Origin of the sequence: Burkholderia cepacia, from assembly GCF_001039005.1 — a bacterium.
In the GTDB taxonomy this organism is placed as follows: Bacteria; Pseudomonadota; Gammaproteobacteria; order Burkholderiales; family Burkholderiaceae; genus Burkholderia; species Burkholderia theae.
Map to the genome: position 1 here is coordinate 13429 of NZ_LDWR01000089.1, position 11981 is coordinate 25409.

Consider the following 11981-nt stretch of genomic DNA (forward strand, 5'->3'; position numbering starts at 1 on the left):
GCACGAACGTGTCGCAAGCGTTGCCGGCGTCGCAGATCAGCGCAGGACGTCGGTCGCCTTGTGCCGTTCATCGACGCCGTCGATCAGGATCAGCGGGCCGCTCGCGTGCCGTGCGCGCAGCGGCTGGATCTGCCGGTACGCATCCGATTCGTACCACGCGCGCGCCGTGTCGAGATCGGGAAACGCGATCGCGATCAGGTCGCCGCGCCACACGCCTTCGCGCACCTCCGGCCGTGCGCCGTGAATGACGAACTGGCCGTCGAACGGCACGAGCGTGCCGTCGATGCGTTCGAGATACTCGACGATGTCGTCGCACATGTCGACGTCGTGCAGGTGGGCGATGGCGTAGGCGGTCATGGCGGGGCTCCTTGTCGTGACGCGGTTCGTGCGTCGATGGAGCCATGATCGCGGCGCGCACGGCGCACGTCGATTACCTGCGACGTAAGCGAATCCGTGCGGCCGCGCCGGCATCAATGCTTGCGGCACACCGGATCGCTTTCGCGCCGCTCGGCCGAATCGCACCAGTAACTCGGCCGCCACGCTTCGAACGCGACGGCCTTGGCCGCATCGGCACGCGTGACGCGCACCGGGTCGGCCTTCAGCGCATCGCCGTCCTGCTCATAGTTGAATCGCCAGTTGCGGAACACTTCGCGATGGAACACCCACGTGCGGTGCGCGACGTCGTAGCGAAACGTCACGCGGTCGCGCCAGTGGTTATGGCCCGCGAATACTCCCTGTTCGATCGTGAACGTACGAGGCTCGACCGTGAGCGCGTTCTCGGCGACGCCATCGAGATACGGGTCGCCCATGCCGCCTTCGTCGGCTTTCATGATCACGGTGTCGTTGCGCGCGGCCAGCCGGTAGCGCCCGTCCTTGCCCTGCAGGAAGACCAGCAGCGGACGCAACGACGGCGTGCGCATCGAATCGCCGGGCTGATGCGCGACGACGACGTAGCCGGGGCGGGCGCTGTCGGTCAGGCGTCCGGATGCGGCGTCCAGTGCTTCGTAACCGGCGGGAAGCTGCGCGACGATGTCGTCAGGAAGATCGGAGGTGTCCGGGCAGCGGATCGACGAAGATGTGTCGCCGCACTGCGTGGCGTATGCATTGCCGATGCCGAATGTCAGCAGCGCGGCGATGAGGAGTCCTTTGAAGCGGGGGATCGTCATGCGGTTCGAGTCATGAGGTCGTGATGCGGAAGCCGACGCGCACGCGTCGGCTCGTCTCGCCGCAACGCGGGTGGATTGATTGGTGGGTGACGCCGTGCATTCGGTCATGCGCGCTTGCGCGTCGGCCGTGCGACGGGCGCCGGCGCCAGCGGTTCGCTGGCCTGTTCGCACAGCCGGTCGAGCATGCGTTGCGCGGCGCCCGCGCAATCCTCGCCCGCCGGCTTGTTCTCGATCTCGTCGATCAGCGTCTCCAGATGGCGCCGGTTCTGCGCGAGACGCTGTTCGAGCAGCGCGATTTCGTCAACCTTGTGCCGCAACGCGACCAGCAGTTCGTCGCGCGGCCATGCGCCGAGATCGGGCGGCAGCACCGCGCGGATTTCGTCGAGCGCGAAGCCCGCGCGCTGTGCGCGGTCGATGATCGCGAGGCGCGTCAACGCTTCCGACCCGTATTCCCGATAGCCATTCGCCTGCCGGCGGGCCGGTTCGAGCAACCCGCTCGCTTCGTAGAAACGGATGCGCGACGCCGCGATGCCGCTGGCGCGCGCCAGTTCGCCGATTTTCATGCAGTGCTCCAAAGGGGCTTGACCTTAAAGTTGACTTTAAAGTTATCGTTGGGCATCGTCAATCGAGGATGCCCTCCATGAACCTGTTTACGCCCCTGACACTGCCCAACGGGGCGGTGATCCCGAACCGGCTGGCCAAGGCCGCGATGGAAGAGAACATGGCCGATGCGGATCACGCGCCGTCCGACGCGTTGCTGCGCCTGTACCAGGCGTGGGCCGACGGACAGGTCGGCCTGATGCTGACCGGCAACGTGATGGTGGACGGCCGCGCGATGACGGGGCCGAACGGTGTCGTGCTCGAGAGCGATGCGCATCTCGATCACTTCCGCCGCTGGGCGCAGATCGCGCGATCGGGCGGCGGGCACGTGTGGATGCAGATCAACCATCCGGGGCGCCAGATGCAGGCGGCGCTCGGCCAGACGACGCTCGCGCCGTCGGCCGTGCCGCTCGCGCTCGGCGCGCTGTCGAAGCAGTTCCCGGTGCCGAAGGAGATGACGGAAGCCGATATCGCCGAGGTGCGGCAGCGCTTCGTGCGGGCCGCGCAGCTCGCGGAGCAAAGCGGCTTTACCGGCGTGCAGATTCACGCGGCGCACGGTTATCTGCTGAGCCAGTTCCTGTCGCCGCTGACGAACCGCCGGCAGGACCAGTGGGGCGGCAGCATCGAAAATCGCGCGCGCCTGCTGCTCGATATCGTGCAAGAGGTGCGCGCGACGGTGTCGCCGGCATTCGTCGTTGCGGTGAAGCTGAACTCGGCCGATTTCCAGCGCGGCGGCTTCAGCGCGGAAGACGCGAAGCGCGTGGTCGAACTGCTGAATCCGCTCGGCGTCGATCTGGTCGAACTGTCGGGCGGCAGCTACGAAGTACCGGCGATGCAGGGCGAAGCGCGCGACGGGCGCACGCTCGCGCGCGAAGCGTATTTCCTCGAGTTCGCGCGCGACATCACGGCCGTCGCGCGGATGCCGCTGATGGTCACGGGCGGCATCCGGCGCCGCGCGGTCGCCGAGCAGGTGGTCGACAGCGGCGTGGCGATGGTCGGCATCGCGACCGCGCTGTCGATCGAGCCGAACCTGCCGCGCGAGTGGCGGGCCGGCAAGGACAGCGCGCCGGTGCTGCAGCCGATCCGGTGGAAGAACAAGGCGCTGGGCGCGCTGGCCAACATGGCCGTCGTCAAGTTCCAGCTCACGCGGCTCAGCGAAGGGCGTCGCACGCACCCGCAGGTGTCGCCGCTGCGCGCGCTGGTCAGGCAACAACTGGCCGCGCAGTGCCAGACGCGGCGCTACCGGAAGTGGATGGCGGGGCGCGCGGCGGCGGCGCGCGCGTGATGCGCATGGGCGCATCTGAAGCGCCTGTTCCGGACTGAATGACCCGCCGCCCGGCGGGTCATTTTCCGGGTCGATACTTTCGGATTGCTTGCTGAAATATCGGGTTCGTTTACTGCATTATTCAGGCGCGTGAATGCAATTTCAGCGTGGCATAATTTGCCACCTTCATTGCATTCCACTCCCTTCGCGCGTCATGCACGTCGCTCGTTTCCGCAAACCCGGCAGCCTGATCGGATTGATCGCAATCCTGATGATGGCGCTCGCCCCCGCGGTTTCGCAGATGATGGCGTCGCGTCACCGGCTCGTCGATGTGCTGGCCGTTTATTGCTCGGCCAGCATCGACGAGGCGCCGGTCGCGCACGACGACGGCAAGTCCGCGCATCACGCCAACGCGCACTGGCAAGCGTGTCCTTATTGCAGCTTCGTCGCACATGCGACCGTGCTGCCGGGCCATCCGGTCGCTTTCGCCGCGCCGCTTGCCGACTCGCAGATGCCGGTCGTGTCGGCATCGATTCCGGCCCGCATTCGTGTCGTCCATACCATCGCGCAATCGCGCGCGCCTCCCGCGTTCTCCTGAGTTCGTCTGAGCTTTCCCTCTGACTAGCCGCCGCTTCGCGACCGAAGCGAGCGGCCGTTCGTCGCGCGCATGCGCGACGGCATCGAACGACAACTGGAGAACACATCCATGCCCCGCTTTACCGAACGGCACGCGCCTCGCGCATGCGCCGCGCTGCTGGCCGCCATCGCCGGCCTGTCCCATGCGTCATTCGCGAACGCACACGCCGTGGTCGGCGATCGCGTCTTTCCCGCCACGATGACCGTCGACGATCCAGGCGTCGGCGACGAATTCGACACGCAGTTCGGCCACATCAAGACCACCGACGACAGCGGCAACAACGTGAACGTCAACACCGTGTCGTACGAGTGGGACAAGCTGATCACGAAGAACCTCGCGTTCAGCGTCGCGAGCCAGTACGTGTCGCAGAACGCCCCGGACGGTGGTTCCGCGAAGGGCTGGGACAACGTCACGCTCGGTGTGAAGTACCTCGCCTATACGAATCCGGCGCACGAGTTCATGGCATCGGTCGGCCTCAAGACCGAGATCGGCGGCACCGGCGCAAAGTCGATTGCGAATCCGTATTCCACGTTCACGCCGGCTGTCTATCTCGGCAAGGGCTTCGGCGATCTGCCCGCGTCGCTCGGCTATCTGCGCCCGTTCGCGATCACGGCCGAGGTCGGGCCGAACCTGACCACGGCGTCGTCCGACCAGGGCCCGAATTCGCTCGGCTGGGGCATGACGCTGCAATACAGCATCCCGTACCTGCAGCAGCAGGTGAAGAACCTCGGCCTGCCGCAGCCGCTCAGCAACATGATCTTCGTCGTCGAGGCGCCGATGAGCACCTGCACGGCGGGTGCGTGTTCGGGCCAGACTACCGGCACGATCAACCCGGGCCTACTGTGGCTCAATCGTTATGGGCAGTTCGGTGTCGAGGCGCAGATTCCAGTCAATCGCGCGAGCGGCAACCATATCGGCGTGCTCTTCGACGCGCACTTGTATTTCGACGACCTGTTCCCCGGCTCGCTCGGCAAGCCGCTCTTCTGATCCAGGGAGAAACCGCATGAACGTCCTGACCACGATGCGCACGGCCGCCACCGCGCTGCTCCTCGCCGGCGCGCAGCTTGCGCATGCACATGCCTATCCGACGCATCAGGCGCCGTCCGCGGGCGAGACCGTGACCGCGTCGCCGAAGCGCGTCGCGATCGATTTCGACGACGGGCTCGAACCCGCGTTCAGCTCGATCGCCGTCACCGATGCGCAGGGCCGCGCCGTCACGAACGGCAAGGCCGAAGTCGACGCATCGAACCGGAAGCACATGTCCGTGGCGCTGAACCCGCTGACGCCGGGCGTCTATACGGTCGCGTGGGTGGCCGTCGCGCTCGACGGCCACCGCACGCAGGGTCACTACGCGTTCACGGTGAAGTGATTGACGTGACGATGGCCGTGCCCGCCGCCGCGCATGCGCCGGCGGGCATGTCGTACCGCATCGCGCGGCGTCAGAACCGGTAGTTCGCCAGCACTTCGAGCCGCCGGTCGTTGCCGAGCAGAACCTGCGTTTCGTTGTAGTACGCGGACTGCACGAAGCGGCGGTTGAACACGTTGTACGCGCGTGCCGTGATCGTCGTGTCCTTGCGCGGCTTCCATGCAAGACCAAGGTCGACGGTGGTATACGACGGCATCACGAGCTGGTTCGCCGTGTCGGCAAAGCGCTTGCCGACGTATTTCACACCGGCAATACCCGTCCAGTCCGGCGCGAAACGCCAGCTTACCCACAGGTTCGCAAGACGCTGCGGCACCGACACCGGCACGTTGCCCGCGCGCGAGACCATCGTGCCGCCGGACACCTGCTGGAAATCGTCGTATTTCGCGCGCAGGATCGACACGTTCGCGTCGACGCGCCAGTCCTTCGCGATCTCCGCGCCGACCGTCGCTTCCAGCCCGCGCGACGACTGCTGGCCGACCTGGATCGACTGGTTCGGGTTCAGCGGATCGGCCGTCAGGAGGTTGCTCTTCACGATCCGGTACGCGGCCAGCGTCCATTCCGCCTTGCCATCCAGGAACGACTGCTTGACGCCGATCTCGATCTGCTTGCCGGTCGCGAGCGTGAAGTTCGCCTTCGACGCATTCAGCGACAGCAGCGAGCTGACCGGATCGGCCGCGACCGAGTACTGGCCGTACACGGCGAGACCGGGTCGCACGTCATACACGGTGCCGATGCGCCAGCCCGTGTTCGCGAACACCTTCGTGAACGCGCCGCCTTTTACGAGATCGTCGCGGTTCACGCTCGCGTGGTCGTAGCGCAGCCCGCCGATCACCGACCAGCGCGGCGTGATTTCGAGCCGGTTCTCCGCGAACAGCGCGTACTGGTTCGCCTGGCTGCGGTACTTCGGATATGTGCCCGCGGCGTTGATGAAACTGCCCGGATCGAAGCTGAACGGATCGACCGTCGACGTGCCCGAATACGGCGAGTTGTTGTCGTGCTGGAAAGTCGTGTGATTGAACTCGAAACCCGCCGAGAACGTGTTGCGCATCCCGAGCAGCGCGCTGCTCACGGTGGCCGTCGTCACGTTGCCGTACTGCGCCTGGTCGTGGAAGATCTCCGTGTAGTTGCTGCGCCGGACTTGTGCGGTCGACGGCAGGTAGGTGTAGTTCTCGGCGTCCTTCCAGTGACGGTTGCTCTTCATCCGGTACAGCGTGCTCGTCACGTTCAGACTGTCGCTCGGCTGCCAGTTCGCCGACACCGTCGCCCAGCTGTCGCGGAACGCGATGTCGCTGTCGCCGACGTTGTAGTTCTTCTTGTCGAGCGCCGGATCGCGTACGCCGTTCACGAGCGGCACGCCGAAATACTGCATCGGATGCTGGAAGCCCTGCGCGTACGAGGCCGTCACGTACAGGTCGGGCGTCACGTCGTAGCGCAGCGCGCCCGAGATCGACAGGTTGCGCGAATCGCCGCGATCGACCCAGTTCGACGAGCGATTACCGCTGATGTCGAAGCGGTACGACAGTGTGTCGTTGATCGCGCCGCCGCTGCCGAACGCAGCCCGCGCCGTGCCTTCGGTGCCGCCGCCGACCTGCAGTTCGTTCCGGATCGGCGTGCGGTTCGGCTTCTTCGGCACGATGTTGACGACGCCGCCGATCGCGCCTTCGCCGTAGACCACCGACGCCGGGCCGCGCAGCACGTCGATATGGTCGACCGACCACGTATCGAACGGAAACGTGACGCCGATCGCGCCATACGGGCGCACGCCGTCGTAGAGCTGCGTCACCGACGCCGCGCCGACGAAGCCGCGTGCGCCGAGTTCCGATCCGCCGTTGCCGGGGTGCGGCGATTCGCTGATGCCGGCGGCGCGGCTTACCGCATCGACGATCGAACTGTCGCCGCGCGTGTCGAGCGTCGCGCGGTCGATCTGCTCGACGCTCGCGGGCGTTTCGAGCGACGACAGCCCGAGATGGCTGCCCGTGTCGAGCGGCTGCGTCAACGGGGCCGGCTTCTGCGCGTCAACGCGAATCGGCGCGAGCGTCGTGCCGGTGCCCTTGATGTCGCTTTCCTGTGCCTGCCCGGCTGGCGCAAAAGTCGCGAGAACGGCGGCGGGCAGTATCAATCTGAACTTCATGTTTCGGAATCCTTTGAATCTATCTAATCGTTTTTCGATCACGCAGCCGTGCGCGCCGCACGGCCGAACAGCAAACGATCGATCAACCAGACCGCGACGATCGTGATCCCCATCAGCGGGAATACGATCCCGAGCAGCACGAGCCCCGCGATCCAGCCGCGCATCGGCGGCGTGCCGCGTTCGCGCGACGGCGCGCCCAGCTTGCCGGCCGGGCGGCGCTTCCACCACATCACCGTGCCGGTGACGGCCATCGCGGCCAGCCCGAGCGACAGCACCGCGCAGACGATCTGGTTCGCGAGCCCGAAATAACGACCTATGTGCAGCGATGTGCCGTACGACACGGCCTGCGACACCGCGCCGTAGTCGTCATAGCGGATGTCCTTCAACACCGCGCCGCTGTACTGGTCGATGTAGATCGTCCGCTCGGCTTTCGGGTCGGCCGGGAAGTACGACGCGGTGAACACGCCGTCCGGGCCCGACGGCAACGCAAGCGTGTAGCCGCTCGTCACGCCGAGCCCCGCAACGATCTCGATCGCGCGCGCCAGCGGCAGCGGTGCCGGCGTCGGTGCCGACGGCGAATGCGGCACGGGCACGTTGCCGACCGCCCACGGCGTTTGCGGCAACGGCAGGTCGTCCATCACCATCCCCGGCATCGACTCGCCCGATTCGTGATGATGGCCGGCCGGTGCGGCGGCCGGCGCGTGCATAGGCTCGGCGGGTGCGCCCGGGCGTGTCGAGTGCAACGACGCGCCGCCCCATACGCCGTCCGGCGCGCCGAGGTTCACGGTCGCGGCCAGCGCCTTGAAGTTCTTGCCCCACGAGCCCGACCACGGCAGCCCCGTCAGGATGAACGCCACCGTGCCGGCCGCGAGCCAGATGCCCGCCGTCGCGTGGACGCTCTTCCACAGCGGCCGGCCGCGCAGCGACAGGTCGGGCCGCAGCGCACGTCCGACGCGCGCTGTGCCACGCGGCCACCACAGCGCGATGCCGGTCCCGATCATCACGAACGTCCAGCACGCGGCGAGCTCCATCAGCAACTCGCCCGTCTTGCCGAGCAGTAGCTTGCGATGCAGCATCCGGTCGACCTGCATGAAGCGGCGCTCGACGCTCAGCGTGCCGAGCACGCTGCCGTCGTACGGGTTCACGTACACGCTCTCGCGGCTGCCGTCGCGCAGCCGGAATACGTACTCGGCGCTGCGGTCCGGCGCGGTGGATACCTGGACCGAAACCGGCGTCGCACTGGCCGGCATCGCGGTACGCGCGTTCGCGAGCAGCGTGTCGGGGGCGAGCCGCGGCGTGCCGCGCGGCTCGACGACCAGCCGCTGCGGATACAGCAGCGGCTCGATCTGCGGCTGGAAGCAATAGAGCGTCCCCGTGATCGCGAGGATCACCAGGAACGGCATCACGAACAGGCCGGCATAGAAGTGCCAGCGCCAGAGCGTCCGGTAACCGGCGCTTGCGGAACGGGCAGGCGAGATCGCCTGCTCGACGGTGGTCGACATGGTGTCAGCTCCTCGTGGTCGTCGAGCGGTCAAGCCAGCGCGAGCCGGCTGTCGTCAACGTGCGGCACACCCGCGGGCACGCGCCGACGGAACGGGCGACGCGGCGTCATGCGCACGCGGTGCGCAGGGCGGCGTCGCCCGCGCGGCGCGGGCATTCGGGTGAACGCTTGAATCGGGTGATGTGAAACGAACGACGTGAAGGCTCATGCACATCGATGTGCACGAGCCGCTAGGCGGAACGTTCAGCAGAACAGCGGAGGGGCGCGGGAAGGCGGGCGATCGTCGAATATCGATCGCACGAAAGGAAGAGAGTCGAAGTGAATCCGGACACGCCGCGGCGCTGCGGCGGGGAACAACAGCACCAGCAGCGCGAACGACGCCAGCGCCGTGAACAGCGCCGCACCGAACGCGCAGAGGCTGTCGCCGTTCCCGGAGGACGCCGTCTTGCCGGCGTGCGCGTCATGCTTGAGCGCATCGACGAGCGCCAGCGCATCGTTGGCCGGTGTGATCGGTGCGCCCGCATCGAAACGGGCGCTCAGCGCGGCCACGTCGACGATCAGCGGGCCGCGGCCCGAACACAGCACCACCGAGCCCGCATCCGGACCGTCCGGATCGAGCATCACGGCACCCGACATCAGCGCGCGGGACAGCAGCGTCACGAGGAGGAACCCCCACAGCAGCTGTCGCGCGACGCCTTGCCGGAGCAGGAAGCGGCGAAGTGCATTCATGGCGCGCGATTGTACATCCGTTTGTGGGGCCGGGCCGGCGGCAGCGCTGATGGGCGGCACAAGTCGCGGACAAGCGGAAACGGGGCTGCTAGGCCGGGCTGAACGGTCCGTCGCCTAGCGGCGCGTTCGCGGGGCCGTACGACCAGGTGCCGTCCGCGCGTGCGGTCAGCACGTTGCCCGAGCGCCGGTCGTACAGATGCCACTGTTCATCGGCCGGGTCGTCGCCGTATGGCCAGGTCGTCAGTTTGCCGCCGAGGTCGAAGTCGAATGCCCACGAACCCGGTTGGGCACGCGGCATGACCGATTGCAGGATCTGTCCGTCGAGACGTTGCGCGGCGGCCGCGATGTCGCCGGACCGCGATTCGCTGTGTGCGAGCTCGCGACCGTCGAGCGCGATCGACCAGTGGCAGTAGCAGATCCACAGATGCCCGTTGCCGGCGACGGTCACGTGCCGCGACGCCAGCCGGTCGCGCGCCGCCGCGGACAGGTCGGGCGAACCGACGAGCGGCTCCCTGACATGCAGCGCGGGTTCCCCGAATTCGAACGTGAGAAAGCTGCCCTGGCCTTTCGTCACGGACCACGCGGGCGTATCGCAGATGGCCGGCCAGATCCGGTCGAAGTCGGCGGCGTTCACGGGATGCGTCTCGTATCGGCGGAACCGGCCGCGGCGTCGTCTTCGCTGAAATCATCGCCAACCAGCAGATCGGAGAGGGCGGCCGGCGACAGCCGCGCGATCGTGCGCTCGACGTCGTGATCGTAGCGGCGATCGTTCGGATCGACATGCTTCTGCGCCCGACGTCCGTAGCGCTTCACGAAGATGCCGAGTTCGCCGACCAACCGGGATTGTCGGTTCCTGATGCTCATGCGGCGATGTCGTCGGGCATTCGCGCGAAGCGGGAAGGGCCGCCCGTGCCGTGATTGCCGGCCGCGGCGGCCGATGCGTGGCGCCGGCTCAAGCCGGATACGCGTCGTCGACCTTCAGGTTCGCGAGCCGGAACAGCGTGCGCAGCGTCTGCGGGTGAATGTCGCGGTGCGCGGCGAGCGACGTCAGCATGAAGTCGAGCACCTTCGCATAGCGGAGCAGCACGAGGCAGCGCGCGAGATCGGGCGTGCGGGCACGCATGTCTTCGGCGAGGTGAACCATCTCGGTGGACAGCGTGCGTGCCATCTCGAGCTCCATCTGCTGTTTTTCGGTCCAGTCGGGCAACGGCTGTTCGAGCAGCTTCGCGAGAAAGAGCTGGAACGACGTGTCGGACGAATTGGGCAGCGCATCCATGAAGGGCCTCGTTGCTTGCGCGGATCGTTCGGGCGTATCCGGTGGACGCGCCCGAGGGTGGACTCATGGCCGCGCGATGACCGGCGCGGCGTTTATCGGAACGGAATGCAGGTTCCGTACCAGCCCCGCGATCCGATTGTTGAGCAATGTTGAGCCGCGCTACCGCACCGGTCGGCGAGTCCCGCTGGTACTGGGTTGCGGAGGCGGCCGAGGAGGGCGTCTACAGGCGGGGCGCGGAAGACGTCGGGCGTACCGAGCGGCTCGATGCAGTGAAATGCTTCACGGATGTAACGTAACGCCGGAATAAAACGCGTTGCGCGTTGCCACCGGCGGAAGGCCGAAACGTGCCGGCCCGCGCGTGCCGCCTGCGCCGGCAACGCGTTCGGCTTGTCGGAAGCATGGTGTGAGAGGGCCGCCCTCGCTCGGCGGAACCGGCGGCGAATGCGCCAGTTGTTTCAGAACCGAGACGGTTTCGCGAGCGGCGCTCCGGCCGCGCCGCCATCGAACTGGCCCAGCGATTGGCCGCGCAATTGTCCATGGGCAGATGGCGCGCGTTTGCCAACAATCTGCGGATCATCCCTGCGAGGTTCGACATGAGCGTCCACGCCTTCTTCTCGGCCAACCTGCTGCTTGCCTACACGGCCTATTTCATCGGTACGGCCAGCCCCGGGCCGAGCAATCTCGCGATCATGTCGGTCGCCGCGAACCAGGGTCGCAAGGCAGCGCTGGCGTTCGCGCTCGGCGTCATTTCGGGGTCGATGTGCTGGGCGACGGTGGCGGCGCTCGGCGTGTCGGCCGCGCTGCTCGCGTGGTCGAAACTGCTGGTCGCGATCAAGATCTTCGGCGGGCTGTATCTGCTGTGGCTCGCGTTCAAGTCGGGGCGCACGGCACTGGCGGGCCCGGCGGCGGCATCAGTGAATGCGGCGCGCGAGCAGCGGCTGTCGCGTTTCTACGTACGCGGCGCGATGCTGCACCTGACCAATCCGAAAGCCATTCTCGTATGGGTATCGATCGTCGCGCTGTCGTCGAACGGCGCGGGCGCGTCGCACGGTGCCGTCGTGCCGGGCTGCCTCGTGATCGGGTGCCTGGTGTTCGGCGGTTATGCGCTCGTGTTCTCGATGGACGGCGCACGCCGGCTGTACGTGCGCGGCCGGCGCGCGATGGAAGCGTGTCTCGCCGTGGTGTTCGGCGTGGCGGGGATCCGGCTGCTGGCGTCGAACGTGTAGCTTGCCGGAACGAACCCTCCGCCGC

General features: G+C 67.1%; 14 protein-coding genes. 5 read left to right on the forward strand and 9 right to left on the reverse strand.

The genetic code is table 11. From position 1 onward, the window contains the following. Nucleotides 1–36: 36 nt before the first annotated feature. The 3 genes from VL15_RS36715 to VL15_RS36725 form a co-directional block, all read right to left on the reverse strand. The gene (locus VL15_RS36715; protein ID WP_048251722.1) at nucleotides 37–357 is read right to left on the reverse strand and encodes a DUF1330 domain-containing protein; all 321 of its coding nucleotides are present in this window, start codon (nucleotides 355–357) and stop codon (nucleotides 37–39) included. Nucleotides 358–470: 113 nt separating this feature from the next. Then, on the reverse strand, nucleotides 471–1166 hold the full coding sequence (locus VL15_RS36720; RefSeq protein WP_048251726.1) for a hypothetical protein: 696 nt from the start codon (nucleotides 1164–1166) through the stop codon (nucleotides 471–473). Nucleotides 1167–1270: 104 nt separating this feature from the next. Beyond that, nucleotides 1271–1729: a MerR family transcriptional regulator gene (locus VL15_RS36725; protein ID WP_048251728.1), complete on the reverse strand. Its 459-nt coding sequence runs from the start codon at nucleotides 1727–1729 to the stop codon at nucleotides 1271–1273. 77 nt (nucleotides 1730–1806) lie between these two features. Between VL15_RS36725 and VL15_RS36730 the strand changes: the two genes are divergently transcribed. From VL15_RS36730 to VL15_RS36745, 4 genes are all read left to right on the forward strand, one after another. Then, complete coding sequence (locus VL15_RS36730; RefSeq protein ID WP_048251730.1) at nucleotides 1807–3051, forward strand: NADH:flavin oxidoreductase/NADH oxidase family protein; 1245 nt, start codon at nucleotides 1807–1809, stop codon at nucleotides 3049–3051. A 193-nt stretch (nucleotides 3052–3244) separates the two neighbouring features. Next, nucleotides 3245–3628, forward strand: a complete 384-nt coding sequence (locus VL15_RS36735) for a DUF2946 domain-containing protein (RefSeq protein WP_048251732.1) — start codon at nucleotides 3245–3247, stop codon at nucleotides 3626–3628. A 108-nt stretch (nucleotides 3629–3736) separates the two neighbouring features. Further along, entirely contained in the window at nucleotides 3737–4654 is a 918-nt protein-coding gene (locus VL15_RS36740) for a transporter (RefSeq protein ID WP_053077785.1), read from the forward strand. Between the two features lie 16 nt (nucleotides 4655–4670). Continuing rightward, nucleotides 4671–5036, forward strand: coding sequence for a copper resistance CopC family protein (locus VL15_RS36745; protein ID WP_048251734.1), 366 nt, complete (start codon nucleotides 4671–4673; stop codon nucleotides 5034–5036). Nucleotides 5037–5106: 70 nt separating this feature from the next. Here the strand turns inward: VL15_RS36745 and VL15_RS36750 are convergent, their stop codons facing one another. The 6 genes from VL15_RS36750 to VL15_RS36775 form a co-directional block, all read right to left on the reverse strand. Next, entirely contained in the window at nucleotides 5107–7224 is a 2118-nt protein-coding gene (locus tag VL15_RS36750; protein ID WP_048251736.1) for a TonB-dependent receptor, read from the reverse strand. A gap of 38 nt (nucleotides 7225–7262) precedes the next feature. After that, nucleotides 7263–8726, reverse strand: a complete 1464-nt coding sequence (locus VL15_RS36755; protein WP_048251738.1) for a PepSY-associated TM helix domain-containing protein — start codon at nucleotides 8724–8726, stop codon at nucleotides 7263–7265. 242 nt (nucleotides 8727–8968) lie between these two features. Then, entirely contained in the window at nucleotides 8969–9454 is a 486-nt protein-coding gene (locus VL15_RS36760; protein WP_048251740.1) for a hypothetical protein, read from the reverse strand. Between the two features lie 88 nt (nucleotides 9455–9542). After that, nucleotides 9543–10088 (reverse strand): hypothetical protein, encoded by a 546-nt coding sequence (locus VL15_RS36765; protein ID WP_048251741.1) that lies wholly within the window; start codon nucleotides 10086–10088, stop codon nucleotides 9543–9545. Beyond that, nucleotides 10085–10318: a hypothetical protein gene (locus tag VL15_RS36770; protein ID WP_048251743.1), complete on the reverse strand. Its 234-nt coding sequence runs from the start codon at nucleotides 10316–10318 to the stop codon at nucleotides 10085–10087. Before VL15_RS36770 ends, VL15_RS36765 begins: the two co-directional genes overlap by 4 nt. A gap of 88 nt (nucleotides 10319–10406) precedes the next feature. Continuing rightward, nucleotides 10407–10730 (reverse strand): hypothetical protein, encoded by a 324-nt coding sequence (locus VL15_RS36775; protein ID WP_048251745.1) that lies wholly within the window; start codon nucleotides 10728–10730, stop codon nucleotides 10407–10409. A gap of 593 nt (nucleotides 10731–11323) precedes the next feature. Between VL15_RS36775 and VL15_RS36780 the strand changes: the two genes are divergently transcribed. Further along, nucleotides 11324–11956, forward strand: coding sequence for a LysE family translocator (locus VL15_RS36780; RefSeq protein ID WP_048251793.1), 633 nt, complete (start codon nucleotides 11324–11326; stop codon nucleotides 11954–11956). Nucleotides 11957–11981: the final 25 nt, after the last annotated feature.

Coding starts and splice junctions, on each gene's coding strand:
- VL15_RS36715 (WP_048251722.1), bottom strand. CDS start 357: ATGACCGCCTACGCCATCGCCCACCTGCACGACGTCGACATGTGCGAC.
- VL15_RS36720 (WP_048251726.1), bottom strand. CDS start 1,166: ATGACGATCCCCCGCTTCAAAGGACTCCTCATCGCCGCGCTGCTGACA.
- VL15_RS36725 (WP_048251728.1), bottom strand. CDS start 1,729: ATGAAAATCGGCGAACTGGCGCGCGCCAGCGGCATCGCGGCGTCGCGC.
- VL15_RS36730 (WP_048251730.1), top strand. CDS start 1,807: ATGAACCTGTTTACGCCCCTGACACTGCCCAACGGGGCGGTGATCCCG.
- VL15_RS36735 (WP_048251732.1), top strand. CDS start 3,245: ATGCACGTCGCTCGTTTCCGCAAACCCGGCAGCCTGATCGGATTGATC.
- VL15_RS36740 (WP_053077785.1), top strand. CDS start 3,737: ATGCCCCGCTTTACCGAACGGCACGCGCCTCGCGCATGCGCCGCGCTG.
- VL15_RS36745 (WP_048251734.1), top strand. CDS start 4,671: ATGAACGTCCTGACCACGATGCGCACGGCCGCCACCGCGCTGCTCCTC.
- VL15_RS36750 (WP_048251736.1), bottom strand. CDS start 7,224: ATGAAGTTCAGATTGATACTGCCCGCCGCCGTTCTCGCGACTTTTGCG.
- VL15_RS36755 (WP_048251738.1), bottom strand. CDS start 8,726: ATGTCGACCACCGTCGAGCAGGCGATCTCGCCTGCCCGTTCCGCAAGC.
- VL15_RS36760 (WP_048251740.1), bottom strand. CDS start 9,454: ATGAATGCACTTCGCCGCTTCCTGCTCCGGCAAGGCGTCGCGCGACAG.
- VL15_RS36770 (WP_048251743.1), bottom strand. CDS start 10,318: ATGAGCATCAGGAACCGACAATCCCGGTTGGTCGGCGAACTCGGCATC.
- VL15_RS36775 (WP_048251745.1), bottom strand. CDS start 10,730: ATGGATGCGCTGCCCAATTCGTCCGACACGTCGTTCCAGCTCTTTCTC.
- VL15_RS36780 (WP_048251793.1), top strand. CDS start 11,324: ATGAGCGTCCACGCCTTCTTCTCGGCCAACCTGCTGCTTGCCTACACG.